Here is a 23,218-nt window from a genome sequence, read left to right on the forward strand (position 1 = left end):
GTCTGCAATCCGCAGACCGCGCGCCGCGGGCACCGGCGACTTCCCGGCGCCGCGCCCCACCTCAGCGTGTCGCAGTGTTCAAGTGCGGGCGAGGAAGCCGAGGAGCACCTCAGTGGTCTCCTTCGGATGGGTCAGCACGCCCGCGTGAGCGGCCCCGGAAATCGCAACGAACTCGCCCCGTGCAAGGACCTCGGCTGCGACTTTTCCGGACCGCGCCGGGAAGTACAGGTCGTGCTCGAAAGCCGCGACCAGCACCGGCCGCTGGATGTCCGCGAGAGCGGACATGCGGTGCTCGTCCCGCAGCCACCGGTCGGAGGCCGCCAACTGCCCGGCCGCTCCCTCGCGGGAGGCCCACACCGACTCCTGGGCGTCGAGCAACTCCAGCCAGGTGCGCGCCTGTTCCTCGTCGTCGCGCAGTACCTTCGGCGGCAGTGAGCTCAGCAGGGTCTGCAGTTTCACGAACGCCGGAGGCAAGTGACCGGCAGCCGCGACCAGTTCGGTCTCCGCCTGCAGGACAGCGTCCAGCACACCCGTCAGCGGCCCGGCGCCGGCCAGCAGCACCGCGGCACGCACCAGATCCGGACGGGTACGGACCAGGAGTTCGGTGGTGAAGCTGCCGAGCGAGTAGCCGATGACCGTGACGTCGGTCAGTCGCAGGGCGTCCAGCAGGCCCGCCAGGTCCGAGGCAAGGGCCTCGACCGTGTACGGGGCGGGCGGTGCGTCCGAAGGTGCCACACCACGCGCGGCATAGGTCACCACCTCGAAGCCCGCATCGGCCAACGCGCCGCGCAGACCGCACAGTTCCCATGCGACCGATGGCATGCCGGTACCCCCCACCAGGACCACCGGACGCCCAGCCCCACAACGCTCGTACGCGATCCGCACCCCGCCACCGACCGACACCGATTCCATGATCGCCCCTCGCGCCGACTATCTGATTGGACGTCAGATACTCATCGTGCCACGATGTCGGCGCCAAAGCGGTGGTCGCCGGATCAGATGTCGATCGGGGTCAGCCCGGGGTAGACGTCGTGCCGGCGGTAGCGACGGCATGTGCCGGATGTATTGGGTGTTCGGCGACAAGGCGCCTTGCTCGGACAGCGCGCCGGCCCGGAGGATGGTTTCGGCCTCTGCGGGGTCGTGGCAGCACGCGTCGTCCGTGTTGGTGGTGAACACCCAGATGCGATCGAGAGCGAGGGCGAGCGCGTCGTCGGCGATGGGCACCATGAGGGCGCGCATCAGCGTGATGTTGCAGGTGGTGGCGGGAACGGTGACGCCGTACAGCGCGAACTCGGTGGTGAGGACGTCCGCATGGGCGCGGGCCCCCGCGAGGTCGACGGGTGGATCGAAGGATTCGGTGAGGGCGATCATCTCGTCGACAAGACCCGAATCCACGACACTGGCGACCATGGTGCGATGACGGGGATCCGGAACGGCATCGAAGCCGCTCCGCGCGGTGCATTCGAGGGTGTCCACGCCAGGCGGTCGGGGGTGCCTGATCATTCGGCGGCCTGCCGAGTCCACACCGCTTCCTTCCGTACGTCGTTTCCGGCCAGAGGGCTTCCGATGAGAGGGTTTCCGGTGAGAGGCACGTACCTCACCCCGAGGCTGCCCTGGCAAGAACCGCGGTACTGACGAAACTCGTGAACATCACCCGACCGTGGATCGGGGCACCTCCCAAACCTGCCTTTGGGCGGCTGGAGTCAGCGCTCCAGGAGTCGCATGCCCGCCTCGTTGTGGCTGTTGCCGGAGGCGGGGGTGAGGTTGTCGAGCTTGGCGATCTGCTCGGCGCTCAGTTCGATTCCGTCGGCGGAGGTGTTCTCCTCGACGCGTTCGACGCGCTTGGTGCCGGGGATCGGGGCGATGTCGTCGCCCTGGGCCAGCAGCCATGCGAGGGCCACCTGCGCAGGGGTGGCGCCGACCTCGTCGGCGACGGCCTTGACCTCGTCGGCCACCCGCAGGTTGCGCCGGAGGTTCTCGCCCATGAACCGCGGGTTGGTCCTGCGCCAGTCGTCCTCGGCGAAGTCGGCCGTCGAGCGGATCTGGCCGGTGAGGAAGCCGTGGCCCAGCGGGGAGTAGGGCACGAAGCCGATGCCCAGCTCGCGCAGCACCGACAGCACCTCTTCCTCCGGGTCACGGGTCCACAGGGAGTACTCGGACTGCAGGGCGGTGACCGGGTGGACCGCGTGGGCGCGGCGGATCGTCCGCGCGCCTGCCTCGGAGAGGCCGATGTGGCGGATCTTGCCCTCGGCGACCAGTTCGGCCAGGGTGCCGACGGTGTCCTCGATGGGCGTGTCCGGGTCGACCCGGTGCTGGTAGTACAGGTCGATGTAGTCGGTGCCCAGCCGCTTCAGGGAGCCCTCGACCGCGGCGCGGATGCTCGCGGGGCTGTTGTCGAGGGAGCCGGCGGGGCGGCCCGTGTGGGAGACGAAACCGAACTTCGTCGCCACCACGACCTCGTCACGACGGCCCCTTACGGCCCGGCCGACGAGTTCCTCGTTGGTGAACGGCCCGTAGACCTCGGCGGTGTCGATGAAGGTGACACCCAGGTCGAACGCCCGGTGGATGGTACTGATCGACTCGGCGTCGTCCGCGCTGTGGCCCGTGTAGAAGGCGCTCATGCCCATCGTGCCCAGGCCGATGCGGGAAACGTCCAGGTCCCCCAGTTTGATGTGCTTCATTGCTGCTGCTCCGTGGGTCTCTCGGTTGCCTGCGAAGGGGGCACGGCCCCTCCTGCGGCGGCGTTGCGCCTTCGTGCGTGTCGATCCCGTCCCTGACCGGCATCGACTCTGCCCGCTTCGGCCGCCACAAGGGAGACCCTGCTGAGCCAGGGAGCCCTGTTCGGGGGCATGACAGGGCCCCCTTACGGCTACTTTGCAGGTCACAGCGCCGCAACACCGAGGTGCCGTCCATCAGGACGAGAGCGGAGGCACCCCCGTACGGCGGATGCCTAGGCGCAGCCCGGCGGCTCGTCCTCGGTCGGTACGAACTGCATCGTGGGCATCCCGGCGGCGTCGAAGTTGGCGGTGTCCGGGCCGATCAGGGTCATGTAGCCGGTGAGCCTCTGGGTGTCTTGCGAGGGCTGCTCGCCCTTGACCTGCTCGGGCCCGGGGAACACGGAGTCGAGGACCCACCAACGGCCGCCGAAGTTCACCCACTTGATCCCGCAGTGCGTATAGATGTCGTACGGATACGGCTTGTGCTGCTTCGGCTTGGCCGGCCCCTCCTGCCACTTGTCCTTCACGACGGTGCGGGCGGGCAGGGTGGGGCCGGTGTACCCCTCGTCCTCCGGGTTGCCGGACGAGGACGAGCAGCCGGAGAGCAGCAGCCCGGCACTCAGGAGCACGACGACGGCTTGGCGCGGTACGTTCATGCATCTCAGACGCTGCTGATGTGTGTTCCGTTCGATCCCTGCCGTCCCTCTTCGTGATTCCCGCGATGCGATGCGATGGGGTGCCCCGGCCCGACACCGGCTACCGAACGAGAGCCATCGCCCGCGGCGCTTTCAGCCGCCGACTGCCCGGGCGGTCTCGGCGCGGCGGAGTTCGTGGGCCTCGGCGAGGAGGAGGTAGCTGCTGGCGGTCCAGGTGTAGGCGCGGTCGCGCAGACCCGTGCCGGTCAGGGCGTCGAAGTTCTCCGCGAAGCCGTAGGTCTCGCACAGGGCGCGGAATCGGGCGCTGATCTCGTCCGCCAGGCCCTGGTGTCCGGCACGGCGCAGGCCGTCCTCGACGAGAACCGTCGCGGGAGCCCAGATCGGGCCGCGCCAGTAACCGTCGGAACGGTAGTGCGGTGAGGCCGGCAGTTCGGTGGCCAGACCGTACTGAGTCAGGTGGGCCTCGATATGGGTGGCCAGCACGCTGCTGACGCTTTCGGGCAGGTGCTCCCCCAGGACGATGGGCATCAGGTCGAGCAGGCTGGAGCTGGTCCATGTGTCGTCGCTGTCGACGCCGCGAGCCACGAACCGCTCGCCGGTCCAGAGCCGGTCGAGCAGCGCGGCCTGGGTCCTGTCAGCCGTACGCGTCCAGCGGCGGGCCTCGTCCGGTCGGTCCAGTTCGGCGGCCAGGTCGGCCAGTTCGCGCAGTTGGAGGATGAGGAAGGCGGCCAGATCGGCGGTGACGATCAGGCGTTCGGGGTCGAAGGTGGTGGCGTTGTCCCAGCCGCTGTCGTTGCCGTGCTGGTAGTGGGGCAGGGCGGCACCGGGTGCGCGCCGTGCGGTGAGCCAGAAGTCCGTCCAGCGCGCCAGCCTGTCGTACGCGTGGGCCAGTTCGGTCCGGCCGAGAGGTTCGGGGAGCCGTCGGCGCAGGTGGCCGAGGGTCCAGCCGTGGATGGGAGGTTTGACGAAGTTGTAGAGGACCTCGGAGTGGGTGACGGAGTCGGGCAGTGCGCCGCTGTCGTCCTGGTGGTCGAAGGGCAGCGAGAACTGGTCCCAGGCGAGGCCGGGCGAACCGGGGGCCAGGGCAAGGGCGTTGAAGCAGTGGTCCCAGCTCCAGACCTTGTCCATCCAGTGCTTGGACATCAGCACGGCGGGCCGGGTGACCAGGCCCGCCGGTCGCACGGTCGCGGACCACACCACGTAGGCGGCGAGTTCGGCGGCCGGGGTGCCGGACGAGCGCCACGGGGCGACCGTGTCGGCGAACTCGGCGAACGAGCGCTGCGCGGTCCCCGTGACCTCGCCGAACGTCGACGACGAGCTGAAGGGCCGTCGCGCACTGTCGAGTTCCTCGACCGCGATCTCCCACGGTTCGTCGGCGTCGTCGGTGACCGTGAGACCGCGGTCCCCGGTGCCCAGTGCCTGAGCGCCGGACACATCGGCAACCGTGCCGGACAGCACGGTGATCCGGTAGCGGCGCCCGGTCTCGTACGAGGTGAACACATGCGTGCCGTCCACCGGGTCGCGGTAGAAGTAGGTCCCGCTGAAGGGGGTCAGGTTCTTCGCCGCCGCGGTGACGCGCAGGCTCAGTCCTTCGCCGCGCAGGCGGACGGTGTCCGGCGTCTCGTAGGCGAGGTCGATGCGTCCGTCCGAGCCCGTCCAGCTGAGCCGGCTCGGCGTCGCCTCGACAGCGGTCTCCGCCCGCTCACCCGTCACCGCCTCCAGGGGGACGAAACACAGGACGGCGTGCATCCCGTTCTGGTGCGAGACGAGGTGGAGGTCCTCGGCGCGTGCCTTCTCCGCGAGCACGGGAGAGATACCGAACCAGGATCCGTGCGCGCTGAACGGTATGTCGTGGACGGAGAAGGCCGGGCCGGATGGGGCGGCGGTCATGAGAGCGGTACTCGTTTCTCGAGCAGAGGTGGACAGCGGCTGCCGGGGCGGGGTGACGGCAGTCGCGCACCGGTCCGGACTGTGTGAGGGGTGGAACGTCATCCGGTGTCAGTCCTTGACGGCTCCGGCGGTCACGCCGGCGGCGACGTAACGCTGGGCGAGGACGAGGATGACCGCGGCCGGCAGTGAGGCCACGACGGCGGTGGCCATGATGGCGTTCCACTCCTGGTTGTTGTTGCCGATGTACTGGTAGATGCCGAGGGTGATCGGCTGGTGTGCGCCGCCGCTCGCGAGGGTGCTGGCGAAGATGAAGTCGGACCAGGACCACAGGAACGCGAACAGTGACACCGTGACGACGGCGTTGCGGCTCATCGGCATGACGATGGACCAGAAGGTCCGCACGGCTCCGGCCCCGTCCGTCTTCGCGGCCTGGAGCAGTTCACCGGGGATACCGGACATGAACGCGGTGAAGATGAGGACGGCGAAGGGGACGGCCAGCGTGGAGTCGGCGACGATCAGGCCGGGCACGGACTGGAGGAGGCCGAGGCTGAGGTAGATGGCGTAGAAGCCCATCGCCATGATGATTCCGGGGATCATCTGGGCGGCCAGGAGGACGAAGCTGAGCAGGCCGCCGCCGCGCGGGCGCAGCTTGGCCAGCGCGTAGCCGGCGGGGGCTGCCAGTGCCACGGTCAGCACGACGGTGCCCAGACCGATGACGAGGCTGGTGCCGAGGTAGGGCAACTGCTGGTCGACGACTGCTCGGTAGCCCTCCAGGGTGGCGTCGGTCGGGAACAGGCCGGGCGGGCTCTTTCGCATGTCCTGGTCGCGGGTGAAGGACACGTTCAGCATCCAGTAGACCGGGAAGAGCATGATCGCGGTCAGTAGGAGGCCGATGGCTGTCTTCCACCACGTACGGCTGTGTCGATTGCGTCGGGTCACGACAACCCCTGTCATGACAGTCCCTGCTTTCGCTGGACGCGCATGTAGACCAGGCCGAATACCAGAGCGGCGACGACGAGCAGGTTTCCGACGGCGGCACCTGGGCCGAAGGCGGGAAGCAGGTTGCCGAAGCCGAGTTGGTAGGACCAGGTGGCGAAGGTGGTGGACGAGTCCGCCGGGCCGCCCTTGGTCATGATCCAGATGATGTCGAAGACCTTGAGTGTGTAGACCAGGCCCAGCAGCAGTGTGATGGCGGAGACCGGGCGCAGCAGCGGGAAGGTGATGCGCCAGAACCGCTGCCAGGCGTTCGCGCCGTCCAGGGCCGCCGCCTCGTACAGGCTGGCCGGGATGGACTGCAGGCCGCTGTAGAGGACCACCAGGTTGAACGGCACGCCGATCCAGATGTTCGCGAGGATCACCGAGGTCAGTGACCAGTCCGGTGAGGTCAGCCAGTTCACCGGGCCGATTCCGACGGCGTGCAGGGCGGCGTTGACGATGCCGGAGTCGCTGTTGAGCATCCACGACCAGGTGGAGGCCGACACGATCAGGGGCAGCAGCCAGGGCACCAGGAACAGCGCGCGCAGGGTCGCGGAGAGCCGGAAGTGCTGGGTGAAGAAGACCGCGAGCGCCAGGCCGATGGCGTACTGGAAGACCAGTGACACGACGGTGAACACCACGGTGTGCAGCAGTGCGGGGGCGAAGGTCGGGTCGTCGAGGACGGTCAGGTAGTTCTGCAGACCGGTGAACGGTGCGTCGCCCTGGACGAAGGAGCGGACGGTGTAGTTGCGCAGGCTCAGATCGATGTTGCGGTAGAGCGGATAGGCGTAGAAGAGGGCGAGGTAGACGGTGACCGGGGCGAGGAATCCCCAGGCTGCCCATTGTTGAGAGCTGGGTCGGCGCCTGGCCGTGGTGCGTGCCGGGGGCGGGGCGGCGGCGGTCGCCGCCCCGTTCCGGTCGCGCACAGGCCGGCGGTCCGGCAGCTGTGTCGTGTGCTTCATCGGCGGGCCCGTGTTCCGGTCACTTGACGGCGGACTGAGCGGCCGTCAGCGCGTCCTTGGGCGACTTGGACCCGCTCAGGGCGGACTGGACGGCCTTCCACATCTGCTCCGAGATCTTCGGGTACTTGGTGCCGAGGTCGTCGCTGGTGCGTCCCTTGGCCGCCTTGACCGCGTCGACCCAGGGCTCCAGTTTGGCGTCGGCGGCCACCTGCTTGTCCTGGACCTCGCCGGTGGGTGCGACATAGGACAGCGTGGTGTCGGTGTCGAGGAGGTTCTGGCCGCTGGTCAGGCAGGACACGAGCTTCTGCGAGGTGGCGTAGCGGTCGGTCTCGCCCTGCACCGGAATGGTCACGAACTCGCCGCCCGTCGGGGCCGCGGCGTTGCCGCCCTTGGCGCCCGGGACGGGGATGACCCCGTAGTCGAAGCCGGCCTTCTCGGCGTTGGCGAGCTGCCAGGTGCCGTTCTCGGCGAACGCGTAGTCGCCGCTCGCGAACTCCTGCCAGCTGGTGGTCTGGGTGTTGTTGATGACCGAGTTGGGGGCGTAGCCCTTCTTCAGCCAGTCGTTCCACAGCGAGAGCGCCGAGACGGCCTCGGTCGAGTCCAGCTCGGTCAGTTGCGCACCCGAGCCCCACAGCCACGGCAGGAACTGGAAGCTGCCCTCCTCGGTACCTATCGCGGAGAAGGTGATGCCCTTGTCCCCCGCCTTGTCGACCTTCTCCAGGGCCACGGTCAGCGTCGTCCAGTCCTTGACGGAGGCGATGTCCACTCCGGCCTTCTTCAGCACCGCCTTGTTGTAGTAGAGAGCCAGGGTGTTCGCGCCGATCGGGGTGCCGTACGTCTTCCCGCCGGCCTGGCCCGCGGCGAGCAGGTTGGGGTCCACGGCCGAGGTGTCCAGCTTGTTGTCCTCGGTCGTCGTGAGCACCCCTGCCTCGGCGAGGGTCGACACGACCGGGTTGTCGACGATGAGGACGTCCGCGGAATTGTCCTGCTGTGCGGCCAGCAGTGCCTTGTTGGTCAGGTCACTGGTGTCGAAGGCCGTCCGCTTGACCTTCACACCGGCCTTGGTGCCGCAGTCGTCGAGCAGCTTGGCCCACGCCGAGCCCTTGTCGAACTGCGGGTACGGGTCCCAGATGGTGTATGTGCCGCTGTCCGCGGCCTTCGAGGAGCCACCGCCTGCACCCGAGGAGCACGCGGTGGCGCCGGCGGTGACGGCGACGACGGTCAGGGCTGCGGCGGTGAGACGCCGTCCGGCAGATCTGTTCATGGCGTGTTCCTCATGGTTTTTGGCACAGGCGTGCCGTGGCATCGGCACACGTGCGTGCCCTGGGAAGGGTCATCGAGGGCTGCTGAGCTCACCGAGATCGAGCGGTGAGCTCTACGGGCCGCCGGTGAAGGGATCGGAGACGGGAAGTGGCACGAGCGGGGCGGCGGTCTGCCGTTCGTGGAGGCGCCGAGGTCCGGAGCCGGGTCGAGCTGCGGTCAGCCGTTCGTAGAGGCGCCGAAGTCCGGAGCCGGGTCGGTGGGCGTGGTGCCGGCCGGCGCGGTGCTCGCTCGCAACGAGATCGGCGGCGTGAGCAGGTGATGCCGGGCCGGTGTGTCGGGGTGGTCGAGCCGCTCGACGAGCAGCTCGACGGCGAGGCGGCCCATCTGTTCCGCGGGCACGTCCGCCGCGGTGAGCTGCGGGGTCACCGTCTCCGCCCACCTGCTGGCCACGACCCCGGTGACGGAGAAGTCTCGCGGCACATGGCGGCCCGCCTGGGCCAGCCCACGGTAGAGGCCGCCGAGCGCTGCCTCGTTCAGCGTGACCAGTGCCGTCGTGGCGGGCTCGTCGTGCAGGATCCGCTCCAGACAGGCCAGGCCCGAGGCGGCGTCGTCCCCACAGCAGTACGTCCGGACGGTCAGCCCGCGCTCCGCCGCGGCCTTGGTGAAACCGTCCAGACCTCGGTGGGCCGACTCGTACCCGGCCCGCAGGAGTTGCTCGGGCCGGTTGACGAAGGCGATCCTGCGGTGGCCCAGGTCCGCGAGGTGGTGCACGCAGGCCGCCGCGAGTGCCGTGTGGTCCAGGCCCACCCACCAACTGCCCTCCGGGTGGGCGGTGCGGCCGATGGCGACGGAGGGGAAGTCCACCGCGGCGAGGTGGTCGAGCCGGTCGTCCTCCAGCCGGATCTCCATCAGGATCGCGCCGTCGACCCGGCGTTCGCCCAGCAGCCGCTGGAACGAGCGGTCGCTGTCGGCACCGCTCGGAGAGAGCAGCACGTCGTAGTCGTAGGCCGCGGCGGCCTCGGTGACGCTGCCGATGAAGTCCAGTTGCATGCCGGTGTAGTGGTTCCCGGCCGGCGGGAAGACCAGACCGATGGTGTTGGTCCGGCCGTTGGCCAGGGCACGCGCACTCGCGTTGGGCTGGTAGCCCAGCTCGTCGATGACCCTCTGGATCTTCTGGCGGGTGTCCTCGGACACGGGGCGCTTCCCGCTCAGTGCATAGGACACGGTGCTCCGCGAGACACCGGCCCGCTTGGCAATCTCACCGATGTTCACAGGACTCCTTGCTGAGATCTTGCCGAGACCGGGCGAACCGGTTCCGATGATCGCAGTGATTGAGATCGGACGGCCACCGATCGTCGAACCGGTTCGCGTGAAGTGAAGTTAGGAGCAACCCGCACGAGTGTCAACGCCTCGCACCGAATTTCCCGTAACGGCCCGGAAACCTCGGCGCGCGTAGGCACTGCCCCCGGCCCGGCTGGATGCATACCCGCTCACCAGCAGGCCAGGGGCCGGATCCGACGGTCAGCGACAGCCCTGACTCCATCAGGACAGCCGCCCGTGCGGAGCCGAAGAGATCCATGTCGGGGCTATTGCTGGCCGGTTCCCTCGGTGCTAGCTTCCCCGAACCGGTTCGATGAACATCGGGGGACCATGACCGCTGTCGAGGCATCACCCATGCCTTGAGGCATCGCCGCCCCCATCCCTGTGCATCCCTCCGGCCGGGTGCGTCGCTGGTTCGGCACGCCCGGCACAACGACACAGTCCGCGCCCCGACGGCCGGCCGGGTGTACCCGAAGCCCACGACCTGAGCACCACTCGACTGGGACGACTCCCGTCCCGCAGCGCGAAATCGAACCGGTTCGCCCCCTACGCAGCAGCCGTTCCCCGACGGAACGGAAGCAGCCCAAGCACGGCCCGGACCTCGTACGTACCAAACGCATCGGACCGCAGCATCCGAGAAGCCACGGAACCCACGGAGACTTCAGTGCGACTACGAAAAAGAACGATGGGAGCCGCCGCGGTGGCAGCCGTCCTCACCACCATGCTCGCCGTACCGTCAGCAGGTATGGCCCAGGCCGCGGAGCCGGAACGGCTCGTCATTGATCTCGCCACCGACACCGGCGCCTTCCACGGCGGTGCCAGCGGCTCGCTGTACGGGATCTACGGCGACGGAGCGCCGAGCCGCAACCTCATCGAGGGCATGCACCTGCGCACGGTGTCCACCAAGGCGCAGGACGGCCCGCAACACCCCGGCGCCGACGCGCTGGAGATCCTGCCGCCGTTCGTGGACTCCGGCGGCAAGGACGTCTACATCTACATGACCGACATCTACCGGGGCTTCCCCTACGAGTGGCCGGGCGCGGACGGGCCCGCGAAGCTCGCCGACTTCCAGGAGAAGATCAAGAAGCAGGTCCGGCAGGTCCTGACCATGGGCGACTACAAGGACCACGTCGTCTACGTCCCCTTCAACGAACCCGAAGGGAACATGTTCGGCACCGGCAACTGGAGCTACAACAAGACCTCCTGGCTCAACGACCCGAAGGACTTCTTCGCGGCCTGGAAGGAGACCTACCACCTCATCAAGAGCCTGGATCCGGACGCGCGGATCGCGGGGCCGAACACCTCCCTCCTCTTCGACCAGGTCAAGGGCTTCCTGCAGTACGCCAAGGCCAACGACGTCGTCCCGGACGTGATGACCTGGCACGAGCTGTCCAGCCCCGCCGCGGTCCGCACGAGCGTGGCCAAGTACCGGCAGTGGGAGAAGGAGGTCGGGATCGACCCGCTGCCCATCAACGTCAACGAGTACGGGCACAACTACCACCTCTCCGTACCCGGCCAGGTCGTCCAGTGGGTCTCCGCCATCGAGGAGTCGAAGATCGACGCCGACCTGGCGTACTGGAACATCGACGGCAGCCTCAACGACTCGGCCGTCGACGCCAACAAGGGCAACGGCCAGTGGTGGCTGTTCAACGCCTACGGCCAGATGTCCGGGCACACGGTGAGGGTGACCGCGCCGCACCCGAACCAGCAGTACACGCTGCAAGGCGTGGCCACCCTCGACGAGAAGAAGAAGCAGTCCCGGGCCATCTTCGGCGGCAAGAGCGGCGACGCGGACATCGTCTTCCAGAACATCGACCCGAAGCTGTTCGGGAAGACGGTGCACGCCACCGTGCAGGAGATCCCGTGGACCGGGCAGGTCGGCGACTCGGCGCAGCCGCTGAGGCTGGCGGACCAAGAGGTCACCGTCGGCAAGGACGGCACGGTGACTCTGCCGATGACCGCCATGAACGAGATGTCGGCGTACCAGGTCATCCTCTCCCCCGGCGGGAACAGCGGGGAGCCTGCCGAGCCATCGGTCGGCTGGCGCAAGACGTACGAGGCGGAGAACGCCACCTATACCGGCAAGGGCTACTCGAAGAACGGCCCTGAGGGCACGCCCTCCGACGTCGGCAAGTTCGCGACCTCGGGCAACTACAACGTCGGCGGCCTGCGCACCGGTTCCGACGGGGTGCTCTCCTTCGACGTGGACGTCCCGCAGGACGGAACGTACGACCTGAGCGTCTTCGCCAACTCCTACAACCTGTTCGACCTGGTGAAGGAGCAGGGTCCCACCAACGTCTTCCTGCGCGTCGACGGCAAGGACCCGCAGGAACTGCGGCTGCCGCTCGGCTACAAGTGGGTGGTCTGGGGCCACACCGACACGACGGTGAAGCTCACCGCCGGCAAGCACAAGATCACGCTCGCCGCCCAGGACCCCGACCTCGGCGTCACCAAGGGCGACGCGATCATCGACAAGATGGACCTGGCGCTGCGCGACGAGAACGTGACCCGGCCGGCGATCTACGAGGCCGAGTACGCCACCGTCACCGGAACCCGGCCCGGCTACAGCTACCGCAATGCCTCGGGGCCGGGCGCGGTACCACTGCCCAAGGGCGCTTCCGCGACCTTCTGGGTCCACTCCCCCACCGACGGCGAGGCGGCCGTGTCCCTCGACCACCTCGGCGGCGGCCGGGCGAAGGTGTCCCTCAACGGCGAGAAGCTCGACATCCCCAAGGTGGGGGCGGGCAAGCGCGGCACGGACGTCATGCGGGTGTTCCTGTCCGGGGGCATCAACAAGATCACCGTCACCGGTGACTCACGCGAACTGGTCCTCGACCGGCTGCGGGTCGCGCCGTCCAGCGGCAACCTGGCGACCAAGGTGTACCAGGCGGAGGCCGGCGCACTGACCGGTGCCGCCAAGGCCACCGAGGCGTACACCTTCGCCACGGGCGGCAAGGCGGTCACGGACATCGGCAACGGAAAGGCCAACGCCCTCACCCTCGATGTCGTCGCCAAGCAGGCCGGACGGCACGCGGTGACCATCCGCTACTCCAACGCGGAACAGGCACCCGCCACCCACTACAACCCCGACCCGATCGCCCGCCACGCCGACCTCTCGGTCAACGGCGCAGCGGCACGCAGGCTCCTCTTCCCGACCACCTTCCACTTCAACAGCTTCCGGGACCTGACCGTCCCGGTCACGCTGAAGAAGGGCACGAATCGGCTGACCTTCACCGCACAGGAACTCCCCGACTTCAACGGCGACACCTACAACCAGTACGACCAGCGATCCCCGTACGCACCGGTGATCGACCAGGTCGCCGTCACACCAATGACGGAGAAGTAGCGGCCTGAGCCTCCTCGGAACGCCCAGGTGCCGACCGGAGTCCGGTCGGCACCTGGGCATCCACGCGTTCTCGCGGCCCGTGCAGGGACCTGTGTCCCTATGCGCCCGAGGTGAGACGGATCAGCAGGACGGCGAGTGTACGCGGCAGCGACACCCGCAGTCCGTCCCCGTCCCAGACCGCCGAGCCGACTGTCGGAGCGGACGGGTGCAGGATCTCCGTGCGAACCTCCCGGCCCGCCAAGTGCCCTACCGGTAGACGGAGTTCGGTGTCCCCGCCGCGGCGCCAGACCGAGAGGTACGACGTGTTGTCACCGGGCACCCGCATGCCCAGGGCCAGCCATTCGTCCGGCCAGCCCGGAAGGCCGAGCGGCCAGAACGGCACGGCCTCCGCGAGGTCCCCGCGGATCGACTTGTACACGGCCACCGCGTCCCGTACGAGCCCGAGTTGGCGCTCCGACATCCGGTTCAGGTGGCCCGAGAGGTGGATGCGCCCGAGCAGCGCCCCACCCAGGGTGAAGGTGATCAGGTCGTCGTCGAACTCGGGCTGAGGGTAGGCCCAGACGGCGCCCTGCTCGGGCGGGACCGCCGTCGGCGCGGCGGCCGAGATCGGCGGGAAGCGCAGCGGGTCCTGCTGGTCGCTGGTGGACTGGAGCTGGGTGACGGCCAGCGTTGCCCCGTCCATCCGCATCCCGCCCGAGGCGCAGTTCTCGATCACCAGACCCGGGTACCGGTCCAGCACCTCGGACAGCCAGTCCAGGTACGCCTCGGCGTGGCCGAGCAGCCCGGCTCCCGGTGCGAGGTCCCCGGGGGCGCAGGTCCCCGGGTCGACCACGATGTTGTAGTCCAGTTTGAGGTATCCCACTCCCCAGTCTCCGACGATCCGGTCCACCGTCCTGTCCAGGTGCGCACGGGCGGCGGGGTGTCGCAGATCGAGCTGGTGGCGGCCCTGCTCGGTGATGCGCAGGCCGTCGCGCTGGAAGAAGGCGTCCGGCGGCAGTGAGTCCGCGACGGGACTGCGCACGCCCACCACCTCCGGCTCCAGCCACAGCCCGGGCACCATGCCTCGCTCACGGATCCGGTCGAGGACCTCGTGGATTCCGCCGCCGGGGAAGCGGCGCGACGAAGGCAGCCACTCGCCGACGCTGTCCCACCAGCCCTCGGTGCCGTCGTCGTACCAGCCGGAGTCGATGCAGAAGTACTCCGACCCGGCCTCGGCAGCCGCGTCGATCAGCGGCAGCAGTTTCTCCGTCGTCGGGTCACCCATCAGCGTGTTCATGTAGTCGTTGAAGACGACCGGCAGCGTGGTGTGGTCCGGGTGCGGGCGGCGTACGGCACGGCGGTACGAGGTCAGGGCGCCGAAGGCGTCGTCCAGCCCGGAACCGAGGGCCAAGACTCCGTGCACGGAGGTGAATTCGGAGCCGGGGGCCAGTCGGACCCGCCACTGGTGCTCCGCGTCCATGGGTCCGTTCAGCGCCAGATACGTACCGTGGTCGCGCTCGCCGAGGTCCCAGCGCCAGCCCGCCGGGGATTCGATCTGCCACAACCAGGCCCGGCAGCCGCCGCGTTCGGTGAGGGCGCCCATCGGAAGGTGCCCGTCGGTGGGCCAGCTGCCGCGTCCGGCCAGGGTCAGTGCTGCCCGGCTGTCGTGCTGGTGGACGTCGACATGAATGTCGGCGACGGTGTCCCGCAGCGGCCCGGAGTGCCAACGGCACTCCGCCAGCCAGTCGTTGCGGGCTCGGTGGACGTCGAGGCCGTCGGGGGAAGGAAGGGCGCCGAGCAGCAGACTGCTGACGGACTGGACGACGAGGGGTTCCTCTCCGCCGTTGCGGAGGCGGACGCGGGAGCGCAGCACGGGTAGCCCGATGGGCGAGGACAACTCGGCGAAAGCGGTCAGCCCAGTGCGGGCATCGTGGAGTTCGACAGTGAAGTACGTCCAGCCGTCGCGTTCCTGAGTGGTGTGTCCTCGGTACCGCAGCCGGGCGCCCAAGGCCGTACCGGTGAAGCGAGGGCCCGACCACCCGCTGCCGTGGCCGAGGGCAGTGAGCTCCACAAGGTGGAGGGGAGCGTCGGAGCCGGACTCGCGCACCGGGTCGCCGGGGAGGGCCAGCCGGACCAACCGCAGGACCCCGTCGGCGTCGGTGGCGAACTCCGTCTCCAGCGCCCGGTGACCCCAAGTGACCTTCTGGTGAGTGTCGTTGGGGGCCGTGCCCGCCGCGTCCGACGTAACGGTCAACGTCTTCCCCTCCCGCTGACCGCCGCTGACGACGGTCTGAGTCTGCCGCGTGAATTCATGATTACGGTCTCTTGACGAGCCCCATGTGACCGGTCACAATCCTGGCATGAATGTGACCGGTCACACAAGGCGCTCGGTGAGTATCAGGGATGTCGCGACCGCGGCCGGGGTCTCGTACCAGACCGTCTCCCGGGTGATCAACGATCATCCCAGCGTCAAGCCGTCCACCCGGGAGCGGGTACTCGCCGCCATCGACGAACTGGGCTTCAGGCGCAACTCCACCGCGCTCGCCCTCGCCAGCGGACGCAGCCGCGCCGTGACCGTGCTCACCTCCAACACCACGCACTACGGCTATGCCTCGGTCCTCCAGGGCATCGAGGAGGCGGCACGGGCAGCCTCCTACACCGTGGGCATCGGCGTTCTCGAATCGGCCGACGAGGGCGACGGGGCGGACGTCGCCGCCCAGGTGCAGCGGTCGGCGGACGCCGGCGGCGGTCTGATCGTGATCGCATACGACCCGGCCGGTGTACGGGCCCTGGGCGCGGTGCCCGCCGATCTGCCGGTCGTCGGAGTGGTGGAGACCCCCGCGAGCCCGCCCGGCGACGACCGTCCCTGGGTGTGGGCCGACGACCGCGAGGCCGCCTACAAGGCGACCCGCCATCTGCTCTCCCTCGGCCACGAGACCGTGCACTACGTCGCCATCCCGTCCAGCACCCGGCGCACCAGCGCCCGTACCACCGGCTGGCAGCAGGCGCTCAAGGAGGCCGGAGCGCCGCAACCTCGCCCGCTGCAGGGGAGTTGGGGCCCGGCGGGCGGCCACGCGGCAGGCCTGAAGCTCGCGGGGAACCCGGACGTCACCGCGATTCTGTGCGGCAACGACGACCTCGCGCTCGGAGTCATCCGCGCCCTCCACGAGACGGGCCGGGCGATCCCCGGCGACGTCAGCGTGGCCGGGTTCGACGACGCCCCGCACTCCGCCTATCTCACCCCGTCGCTGACGACCGTACGCCTGGACTTCACCGGGCTCGGGCGGTCCGCGTTCGCCCTGCTGCACGGCGTGCTGGAGGAGTCCGCGCAGATCGCCCCGCACCCCGTCTCCGTACCGGAACTGATCGTGCGGGAGAGCTCGGGTCCACCGCCCGAACGCGGGTGAACCCGCTCCCGCTCCCCTGGCTTCGCTCCACTCGACCAGCCCGCTCGCACCTCCTCAGCCGGACCTCTTTCCGATCCGCCCACCTGAGCCCGTTCGCGAAAGGCACACCATGAAGAGAAGAGCCCTGCCTGCGCTGGCCTTCATATGCGCCGCCGCTCTGTCCGCCACCGCGTGCAGTGACCCCACCGCCGGCGACTCCGGTTCCTCCTCCGACTCGGGCGGCAAGCAGACGAAGGTCGACCCGACCGCGCGCCTGGACGGCGTGCAGCTGACCATGTGGACCGCGCAGAACACCGTCAACGCACCGAAGCAGGTCATCGACGCCTTCGAGAAGGCCACCGGCGCCAAGGTCGAGGCACAGGCCATCCCCGACCTGTACGAGCAGAACGTACCTACCAAGCTCGCCTCCGGCGACAAGCCGGACCTGATGTTCTGGCAGCCGTCCATCTCCACGCTGCCCTTCATCCAGCCGAAGCAGAACCTCCTCCCCCTCGACGGGGAGGAGTGGGAGTCCAAGCTCGGCGACACCGAGAAGTCGCTGGGCGTGATCGACGGCAAGCGGTACGCGGCGATCGTCACCAGTCCCTCCATGCTCGGCGTCTACTACAACAAGGACGTCTTCAAGAAGGCCGGGCTGGCCGAGAAGGACTTCCCGAAGTCGTACGACGAGCTGCTGGCACTGGGCAGCACCATCACGGACAAGACCGACGCGGCCGGCTTCTACGAGGCCGGCGGCGACAAGTGGCCGCTGCAGTGGCAGATGCAGGTCCAGCTCACCGACCTCGACAAGCGGTGGTGGGCCGATCTCAACCAGAACAAGGAGAAGTGGACCGACCCGGTCGTCGTCGGCGCCATCAAGAAGTACAAGGAGAAGCTGCTCGACGCCGGGCTCGCGCAGAAGAACTACAAGACCGGCACCTTCACCGGGCAGGCCGACTCCCTCTGGAAGGGCGAGTCCGGCATGGTCCTCAACGTCACCTCGTTCCAGAGCCAGTTGCAGGCCAAGTACTCCACGGCCGAGATCGACAAGAAGATCGGCTGGTTCCCGATCGCCAACTCCTCCGCGACCGGGATGTACTCCCCCGACCAGACCAACGGCGTGGTCGCGTTCAAGACCGGTGACGAGAAGCGGCAGAACGCCGCCCGCCAGTTCATGGCCTTCTGGCTCGGGCCGGACTACCCCGACTACATCAAGGCGATGAAGATCCCCTCCGTGCAGCCGTCCGTGCCGACCCCCGACGGCCTCCCTCAGGCATCGATGACCCAGGTCAAGGCACTGCCCACGGCCATCGGCGTCTTCCAGGCCAAGGCGATCGTCGCGCCGGACACCCACCTGTACCTCGCCGACATGCTCTACGGGAAGAAGAGCCCGCAGCAGGTCGCGCAGGCGATCCAGGACCAGTTCGCACAGGTGGCCAAGGCCCAGGGCGCGACCGGCTTCTAGACCCGACCGACCCGACGGGCAGGGATTTTCCGATGGCGGACACGGCCATACGCACGCGCACGCAGAAACCGGCGCCCGCCAAGGGCCGGGGAAGGAAAGTGGGACGGCTGCCCCGCGCCGCCGTCCACCACCCCTGGTGGTTCGCGCTCCCCGCGATCGCCGTCTTCGCGGCCTTCTTCCTGGTGCCGAACCTGCTCAACTTCTACTACCCGTTCACCAATTGGTCCTCGTACCACCCGGACATCGCCTTCACCGGCCTCGACAACTTCAAGACCATCGCCGACGACGGCTCACTGCTGCGGGCGATCCGTACGACTCTGGTGTACGCCCTGCTGGCGGCGGTCTTCCAGAACGGCTTCGGGCTGGTGCTGGCGCTGCTGCTGGAGGCGGACTCCCGGTTCGACCGGTTCTTCCGCGCCGTCTTCTTCCTTCCGGTGCTCATCTCGGCGCTCGCCACCGGCTACGTCTCCCAGGCGCTGCTGAACCAGGACGGCGCCGTCAACGGACTCCTCGGCACCAACATCCCCTGGCTCGGCTCGACGACCTGGACGCTGGTCCTGGTCACCGTCATCCACGGCTGGAAGTGGATGGGCCTGTCCATGCTGATCTATCTGGCCGGCCTCAAGGGCATCCCCGGCGAGATGCTGGAGGCCGCGAAGTGCGACGGCGCCGGGCCGTGGCGGACCTTCTGGTCGGTGCGCTGGCCGATGCTGGCGCCCGCGCTCACCTTCAACGTCACCACGGCGCTGATCGGTTCGATGAACACCTTCGACATCGTGCAGGCCACGACGGGCGGCGGGCCCGCGGCCTCCACCGAGGTCTTCAACATCTACATGTTCCGCATCTTCGGACAGGGCCTGTACGCCCAGGCCTCCGCGATGAGCCTCGTCCTCTTCCTGGTCGTGGTCGCCGTCGCGATCCCCCTCGTCATCGGACTGCGCCGAAGGGAGCAACTGCTGTGAGCACCACCGCGAACACCCCTTCCGCCGCGCTTCCCGCATCCGCTGTGCGTCGCGCGTCCGCCGTGCATCCCGCCTGGCGTTACGGCCGTCCGGCGCTCGTCCTGCTGATCGCGGGGCTCGCAGTGGGCGTACCGCTGTGGCTGGTCGCCGTCACCTCCGCCAAGCCGCAGGCCGAAGCGATCACGCCCAACCTGGACCTGCCGCGGCAGTGGCAGCCGGGCGGCAACTACGAGGACGCCGTCAGCCAGGGTGAGATGCTGCGCGGATTCCTCAACTCCCTGCTGGTCGTGGTCCCTTCGGTCGCCCTCGTACTGATCCTCGGGGCGGGCGCCGCCTGGGTCTTCGCGCGCCGCAGGTCGAAGCTGGTCTCGGCGGCGTACGCGCTCTGCATCAGCGGACTGCTGCTGCCGCCCGCCGTCATCACCATCGTCATGGAGCTGCGGCAGCTGGGCCTCGCGGGCACCCGGCCCGGAATGATCGCCGTCTACACCGGGATGTACCTCTCCACGTCGATCTTCTTCATGACCGGCTTCATCCGGGCCATCCCCGTGGAGTTGGAGGAGGCCGCGCGGATGGATGGCGCGACGCCGCTGCGGATCTTCCGGCAGATCATCCTGCCGCTGCTCAGGCCGGTCATCGCCACCGCGACGATCATGGTGATGCTCTACGCCTGGAGCGACATCTTCTACGCCTTCTTCGTCCTCGGCGGCGGAGAGAAGGCGACCCTGCCGCTGAACCTCTACAAGGTCGCCAGTGCCCAGCTCTACCTCAACAACTGGCATCTCGTCTTCGCGTACGTCGTGGTGATGAGCCTGCCCATGGTCGCCATCTTCCTGGTGGCCCAGCGAAGGATCGTGTCCGGAATCACCAGTGGAGCCGTCAAATGACTGGAGGTCCAACAGCGTGAGCACCCCCACCCGTACGAGATCCCGCACCGGGTCCCGTACCAGAACCGCCCTTGTCACAGCCGTACTTGGAGTCACCGCCATGGCAGGCACCCTCCCCGCGGCGGGGACCGCGACCGCCGCAGCCGACCCGCAGCGCGTCACCGTCGACCTCGCCGCCTCCGAAGGCCCGGTTATGCGCGGTGCCAACGGCACCCTGTACGGGCTCAGCGACGACGGCGTGCCCAGCGACGCCGCGTTGGCGCCCTTGAAGATCACCAGCGTCTCGCAGAAGCCGGAGGGCGGCGCCCAGCACCCCAACGGCGACGCCCTCACCGTCTCCAAGTCGTTCTTCCGCAACGGCGGCGGCGAGATCCTGGTGATGATGCAGGACATCTACTCCAAGTGGCCGTACGAGGATCTCGGCATCGACGACTACCTCCCCAAGGTCGACAAGATCGTCAAGGAGGTGTCGGCCGACCGGAACAGCGACCGTTTCGTCTACATCCCGTTCAACGAGCCCGACCAGATCTGGTACAACCTCGGCACTTCCAACCAGGCGCAGTACGAGGTCAACCGGGACCGGTTCTTCAAGGACTGGAAGACGGTGTACCAGCGGATCCGCGCGATCGATCCCGACGCCAGGATCGCCGGCCCGAACGAATCCGGCTATCACACGCGCCTGTTGACCGACTTCCTCGCCTTCGCCAAGCGGGAGAACGTCCTTCCCCAGATCATGACCTGGCACGAGCTGGACTCCAGCTCTCTGCGCAACTTCCAGGGGAACTACGACAGTTACCGCGCGATCGAGAAGAACCTCGGCATCGCGCCACTGAAGATCAACATCGACGAGTACGCCAACCGCCGCGACCTCTCCGTGCCGGGACAACTCGCCCAGTGGGTCTCGATGTTCGAGCGGAACAAGGTGTACGCCAACCAGGCCTACTGGGACGCGGCCGGCAACCTCGACGGCAACGTGGTGCGTTCCAACATCCCCAACGGGGGCTGGTGGTTCTTCCGTTGGTACGCCGGGCTGACCGGCAACACCGTCAGGGTGACTCCGCCGCAGGCCAACACCATCGACACCCTGCAGGGTCTGGCGTCGTACGACAAGAAGCGGCGCCAGGCGCAGGTCCTGCTCGGCGGTTCGGCCGGTGACTCCGACGTCGTGGTCCAGAACGTCTCCCGGTCCGTCTTCGGCCGCACGGTCACCGCGTCCGTCGCCGAGTCCGCCTGGTCCGGCTACGAGGGTCAGCACGCGGCTCCGCGTGTCCTCACGCGGACGAAGGTCAAGGTGGCGGCCGACGGTTCGGTGACCGTCCCGCTGCGCGGCATGCACAAGATGTCCGCCTACCGGATCGCCCTCACCCCCGGCGGCTCGGGCAATCCGTCCACCGCTTCCGTTCCCTGGTCCGCTTCGTACGAGGCCGAGGACGCGGCCATCACCGGAGGCCAGGTCTACACCCAGGGCACGGTCAGCAACGCCAACGGCTACGCGGCCTCCGGGACGAAGGACGTCGGCTCGCTCAACACGGCTACCAGCAAGGTCGACTTCACGGTGGACGTGCCCGCGGCCGGAACGTACGACCTGGCGATCCTGTACGGCAACCAGTCCGGGACACCCGCCACGCAGAAGCTCTCGATCGACGGCGAGGACCCGGTCACGGTCTCCTATCCCTCCACCGAGAACTGGACCTACCGCGCCAAGAAGGACGTCGGCGTCGAACTCCCGGCGGGTCGGCATGTGTTGACGCTGGCCAAGGGCGACGCCGAGGTAACCCTCGACCGCATCGACCTGACCGCCCGTACCGCCGCCGCGCCTTCCGCGTCGTACGAGGCCACGCTGGCGGACATCAGCGGGAAGCCGTCCTACGACTACTCCTCGTCGGCCGGCGTTGGCACGGGCGCCCTGGTCCTGCACTCCGGTGACAAGGCGGTCTTCGACGCCTACGCACCGCGCGACGGCTACTACACGGTGGTGTCGCGAGCCTCCGCGGCGGTGAAGCTGGAACTGCACGGTGAAGAGGTGGCGGCGGCACCCGGCCGGGCCCTGCGGCTGTACCTGGTGGCGGGCAACAACCGCATCGCGATGACGGCCAAGGGCGCCTCCGTCCGCTCCCTCGACGTCTCGGGCGCCGGCTCGACGTCAGGCACCCTCTCCTACGAGGGCGCCTCGGCCACCCTCGCCGGCGGCGCCAAGCTCGTCGACTCCGCCCACGCCTCCGCCGGTTCCTACATCGGCTGGCTCGGCAACAGCGCCTCCAGCACCGCCGAGTTCACAGTGGACGCGCCCAAGTCCGGCCGCTACATGCTGGTCGTCCACTACGCGCACAACGACCGGCGCGACAACGGTCACTCCTACAACACCGACATCATGTCCCGTACGGCGGACATCACGGTGGGCGGCGCCGCCCTCCAGAAGGTCACCTTCAAGAACACCTGGAGCTGGGACGACTACTGGACCGTGGGCGTCCCCGTCGATCTGAAGAAGGGCTCCAACAAGGTCACGTTCGGGAACGCGAGCGCGTGGGCTCCCAACATCGACCGGATCGAACTGGGGCGAGTGATCGGCTAGGGCCTGTCCGGCCGGTCATGTGATCCAGGCCTCGGCCGCGGCGAACAAGTCAGGAGCCTCTCAGACGATCTGGAGCTGGTTGGCCAGGCAGGCTGCGACGAGTCCCTCGGCCGAGCCCTGGTCCGCGCCCGCTGGAAGGGTCGCGGACCAGGGCCGCCATTGATCAGCGATGAAGTAACCGCCGTTGGCGGCCGTCGAGCCGCCGAGGTACTTACCGCGGACCACCGTGTAGGGCCGGCGAGAAGTCAGGTGGGCGGGGAACGTCCCGACCGTCGGGTGGCATGGCTGGGCGCCGGGGACAAGCCGTGCGTCGAGCAGGTCTGTGGGGTAACACGAAGGGTCGGGCGGAATCGGTCCGGCCTCCAACAGCAGCACACTGCGGTCGCGGTCCTCGCTCAGCCGCGTGGCCGGTGCCGCACCCGCGGCTCCCGCCCCGACCACGATCACGTCCGTCCGGCCGGCTCGTCGGGCGGACTTCCGGTGAGCGTCGGTACGGACGATCGGGGGCGCAGGGCTGCGGTGGAGCGGCCCTTCAGCGCGGAGAGCCACACTCCGGCCCCGTAGGCGAGGTCGTCGAGGCGGCAGGCGATGCCGTAGCGGACCGGGTCCAACGGGGCGCGGTCGCGCCGGTACTTGGGCGCGAGCGCCAACCGGTACGGGTCCTGGGTGCCGGAGAGTTTGCGGACGATCCTGACCGCCGTGATCCCGCAGACGGCTTCGGCAGCGGGCAGTGACCAGCGGCGCTGTGCGAGCAGGGTGAGGATGCGCGCGGTGCTCCAAGGGGCGAGCACGGCAGGGGCGATGAACTGCGGGTGGCGTTCGGCCAGCGGCTGTGCGG

General features: G+C 68.6%; 18 protein-coding genes. 6 read left to right on the top strand and 12 right to left on the bottom strand.

The window, feature by feature from the left end:
* Window positions 1-78 precede the first annotated feature (78 nt).
* From O3Q52_RS15640 to O3Q52_RS15680, 9 genes are all read right to left on the bottom strand, one after another.
* A complete protein-coding gene (locus tag O3Q52_RS15640; protein WP_269649385.1) occupies window positions 79-912 on the bottom strand; it encodes an alpha/beta fold hydrolase in 834 nt (277 codons plus the stop codon).
* 33 nt (window positions 913-945) lie between these two features.
* Window positions 946-1,476 carry a hypothetical protein gene (locus O3Q52_RS15645; RefSeq protein WP_269649386.1) on the bottom strand — a complete coding sequence of 177 codons (531 nt, stop codon included), beginning with the start codon at window positions 1,474-1,476 and terminating at the stop codon, window positions 946-948.
* 227 nt (window positions 1,477-1,703) lie between these two features.
* Complete coding sequence (locus tag O3Q52_RS15650) at window positions 1,704-2,681, bottom strand: aldo/keto reductase (protein ID WP_269649387.1); 978 nt, start codon at window positions 2,679-2,681, stop codon at window positions 1,704-1,706.
* Window positions 2,682-2,950: 269 nt separating this feature from the next.
* The gene (locus O3Q52_RS15655) at window positions 2,951-3,373 is read right to left on the bottom strand and encodes a hypothetical protein (RefSeq protein ID WP_269649388.1); all 423 of its coding nucleotides are present in this window, start codon (window positions 3,371-3,373) and stop codon (window positions 2,951-2,953) included.
* Window positions 3,374-3,505: 132 nt separating this feature from the next.
* Window positions 3,506-5,263, bottom strand: a complete 1,758-nt coding sequence (locus tag O3Q52_RS15660; protein ID WP_269649389.1) for an amylo-alpha-1,6-glucosidase — start codon at window positions 5,261-5,263, stop codon at window positions 3,506-3,508.
* 108 nt (window positions 5,264-5,371) lie between these two features.
* Window positions 5,372-6,217 (bottom strand): carbohydrate ABC transporter permease, encoded by an 846-nt coding sequence (locus O3Q52_RS15665; RefSeq protein ID WP_269649390.1) that lies wholly within the window; start codon window positions 6,215-6,217, stop codon window positions 5,372-5,374.
* The gene (locus tag O3Q52_RS15670) at window positions 6,214-7,200 is read right to left on the bottom strand and encodes a carbohydrate ABC transporter permease (RefSeq protein ID WP_269649391.1); all 987 of its coding nucleotides are present in this window, start codon (window positions 7,198-7,200) and stop codon (window positions 6,214-6,216) included. The genes O3Q52_RS15665 and O3Q52_RS15670 overlap by 4 nt, the downstream gene beginning before the upstream one ends.
* A gap of 19 nt (window positions 7,201-7,219) precedes the next feature.
* Complete coding sequence (locus tag O3Q52_RS15675) at window positions 7,220-8,464, bottom strand: extracellular solute-binding protein (RefSeq protein ID WP_269649392.1); 1,245 nt, start codon at window positions 8,462-8,464, stop codon at window positions 7,220-7,222.
* 215 nt (window positions 8,465-8,679) lie between these two features.
* On the bottom strand, window positions 8,680-9,735 hold the full coding sequence (locus tag O3Q52_RS15680; protein ID WP_269649393.1) for a LacI family DNA-binding transcriptional regulator: 1,056 nt from the start codon (window positions 9,733-9,735) through the stop codon (window positions 8,680-8,682).
* Window positions 9,736-10,468: 733 nt separating this feature from the next.
* Here O3Q52_RS15680 and O3Q52_RS15685 point away from each other — a divergent pair.
* Entirely contained in the window at window positions 10,469-13,129 is a 2,661-nt protein-coding gene (locus O3Q52_RS15685) for a cellulosome protein (protein ID WP_269649394.1), read from the top strand.
* A 97-nt stretch (window positions 13,130-13,226) separates the two neighbouring features.
* On the opposite strand, the gene O3Q52_RS15690 is transcribed toward O3Q52_RS15685, so the two are convergent.
* Window positions 13,227-15,362 (bottom strand): glycoside hydrolase family 36 protein, encoded by a 2,136-nt coding sequence (locus tag O3Q52_RS15690; RefSeq protein WP_269649395.1) that lies wholly within the window; start codon window positions 15,360-15,362, stop codon window positions 13,227-13,229.
* An 85-nt stretch (window positions 15,363-15,447) separates the two neighbouring features.
* Between O3Q52_RS15690 and O3Q52_RS15695 the strand changes: the two genes are divergently transcribed.
* From O3Q52_RS15695 to O3Q52_RS15715, 5 genes are all read left to right on the top strand, one after another.
* A complete protein-coding gene (locus O3Q52_RS15695; protein ID WP_269649396.1) occupies window positions 15,448-16,515 on the top strand; it encodes a LacI family DNA-binding transcriptional regulator in 1,068 nt (355 codons plus the stop codon).
* 109 nt (window positions 16,516-16,624) lie between these two features.
* Window positions 16,625-17,959: an ABC transporter substrate-binding protein gene (locus O3Q52_RS15700; RefSeq protein ID WP_269649397.1), complete on the top strand. Its 1,335-nt coding sequence runs from the start codon at window positions 16,625-16,627 to the stop codon at window positions 17,957-17,959.
* 32 nt (window positions 17,960-17,991) lie between these two features.
* The gene (locus O3Q52_RS15705; protein WP_269649398.1) at window positions 17,992-18,921 is read left to right on the top strand and encodes a carbohydrate ABC transporter permease; all 930 of its coding nucleotides are present in this window, start codon (window positions 17,992-17,994) and stop codon (window positions 18,919-18,921) included.
* A gap of 62 nt (window positions 18,922-18,983) precedes the next feature.
* Window positions 18,984-19,808, top strand: a complete 825-nt coding sequence (locus O3Q52_RS15710) for a carbohydrate ABC transporter permease (RefSeq protein ID WP_269649408.1) — start codon at window positions 18,984-18,986, stop codon at window positions 19,806-19,808.
* Window positions 19,809-19,908: 100 nt separating this feature from the next.
* Window positions 19,909-22,380: a CBM35 domain-containing protein gene (locus O3Q52_RS15715; RefSeq protein ID WP_269649399.1), complete on the top strand. Its 2,472-nt coding sequence runs from the start codon at window positions 19,909-19,911 to the stop codon at window positions 22,378-22,380.
* Between the two features lie 60 nt (window positions 22,381-22,440).
* Here the strand turns inward: O3Q52_RS15715 and O3Q52_RS15720 are convergent, their stop codons facing one another.
* Window positions 22,441-22,821 carry a GMC family oxidoreductase N-terminal domain-containing protein gene (locus O3Q52_RS15720; RefSeq protein WP_269649400.1) on the bottom strand — a complete coding sequence of 127 codons (381 nt, stop codon included), beginning with the start codon at window positions 22,819-22,821 and terminating at the stop codon, window positions 22,441-22,443.
* A 2-nt stretch (window positions 22,822-22,823) separates the two neighbouring features.
* Entirely contained in the window at window positions 22,824-23,171 is a 348-nt protein-coding gene (locus tag O3Q52_RS15725; RefSeq protein ID WP_269649401.1) for a hypothetical protein, read from the bottom strand.
* Between the last annotated feature and the right edge of the window lie 47 nt (window positions 23,172-23,218).

The sequence above is a fragment of the Streptomyces sp. ActVer genome, from assembly GCF_027270795.1.
GTDB lineage: Bacteria > Actinomycetota > Actinomycetes > Streptomycetales > Streptomycetaceae > Streptomyces > Streptomyces umbrinus_A.

What these genes read in the sequence shown, in the direction of transcription:
- O3Q52_RS15640 (WP_269649385.1), bottom strand. Translation starts at nt 912, where the DNA reads ATGGAATCGGTGTCGGTCGGTGGCGGGGTGCGGATCGCGTACGAGCGT.
- O3Q52_RS15650 (WP_269649387.1), bottom strand. Translation starts at nt 2,681, where the DNA reads ATGAAGCACATCAAACTGGGGGACCTGGACGTTTCCCGCATCGGCCTG.
- O3Q52_RS15655 (WP_269649388.1), bottom strand. Translation starts at nt 3,373, where the DNA reads ATGAACGTACCGCGCCAAGCCGTCGTCGTGCTCCTGAGTGCCGGGCTG.
- O3Q52_RS15660 (WP_269649389.1), bottom strand. Translation starts at nt 5,263, where the DNA reads ATGACCGCCGCCCCATCCGGCCCGGCCTTCTCCGTCCACGACATACCG.
- O3Q52_RS15665 (WP_269649390.1), bottom strand. Translation starts at nt 6,217, where the DNA reads ATGACAGGGGTTGTCGTGACCCGACGCAATCGACACAGCCGTACGTGG.
- O3Q52_RS15670 (WP_269649391.1), bottom strand. Translation starts at nt 7,200, where the DNA reads ATGAAGCACACGACACAGCTGCCGGACCGCCGGCCTGTGCGCGACCGG.
- O3Q52_RS15675 (WP_269649392.1), bottom strand. Translation starts at nt 8,464, where the DNA reads ATGAACAGATCTGCCGGACGGCGTCTCACCGCCGCAGCCCTGACCGTC.
- O3Q52_RS15685 (WP_269649394.1), top strand. Translation starts at nt 10,469, where the DNA reads ATGGGAGCCGCCGCGGTGGCAGCCGTCCTCACCACCATGCTCGCCGTA.
- O3Q52_RS15700 (WP_269649397.1), top strand. Translation starts at nt 16,625, where the DNA reads ATGAAGAGAAGAGCCCTGCCTGCGCTGGCCTTCATATGCGCCGCCGCT.
- O3Q52_RS15705 (WP_269649398.1), top strand. Translation starts at nt 17,992, where the DNA reads ATGGCGGACACGGCCATACGCACGCGCACGCAGAAACCGGCGCCCGCC.
- O3Q52_RS15715 (WP_269649399.1), top strand. Translation starts at nt 19,909, where the DNA reads ATGGCAGGCACCCTCCCCGCGGCGGGGACCGCGACCGCCGCAGCCGAC.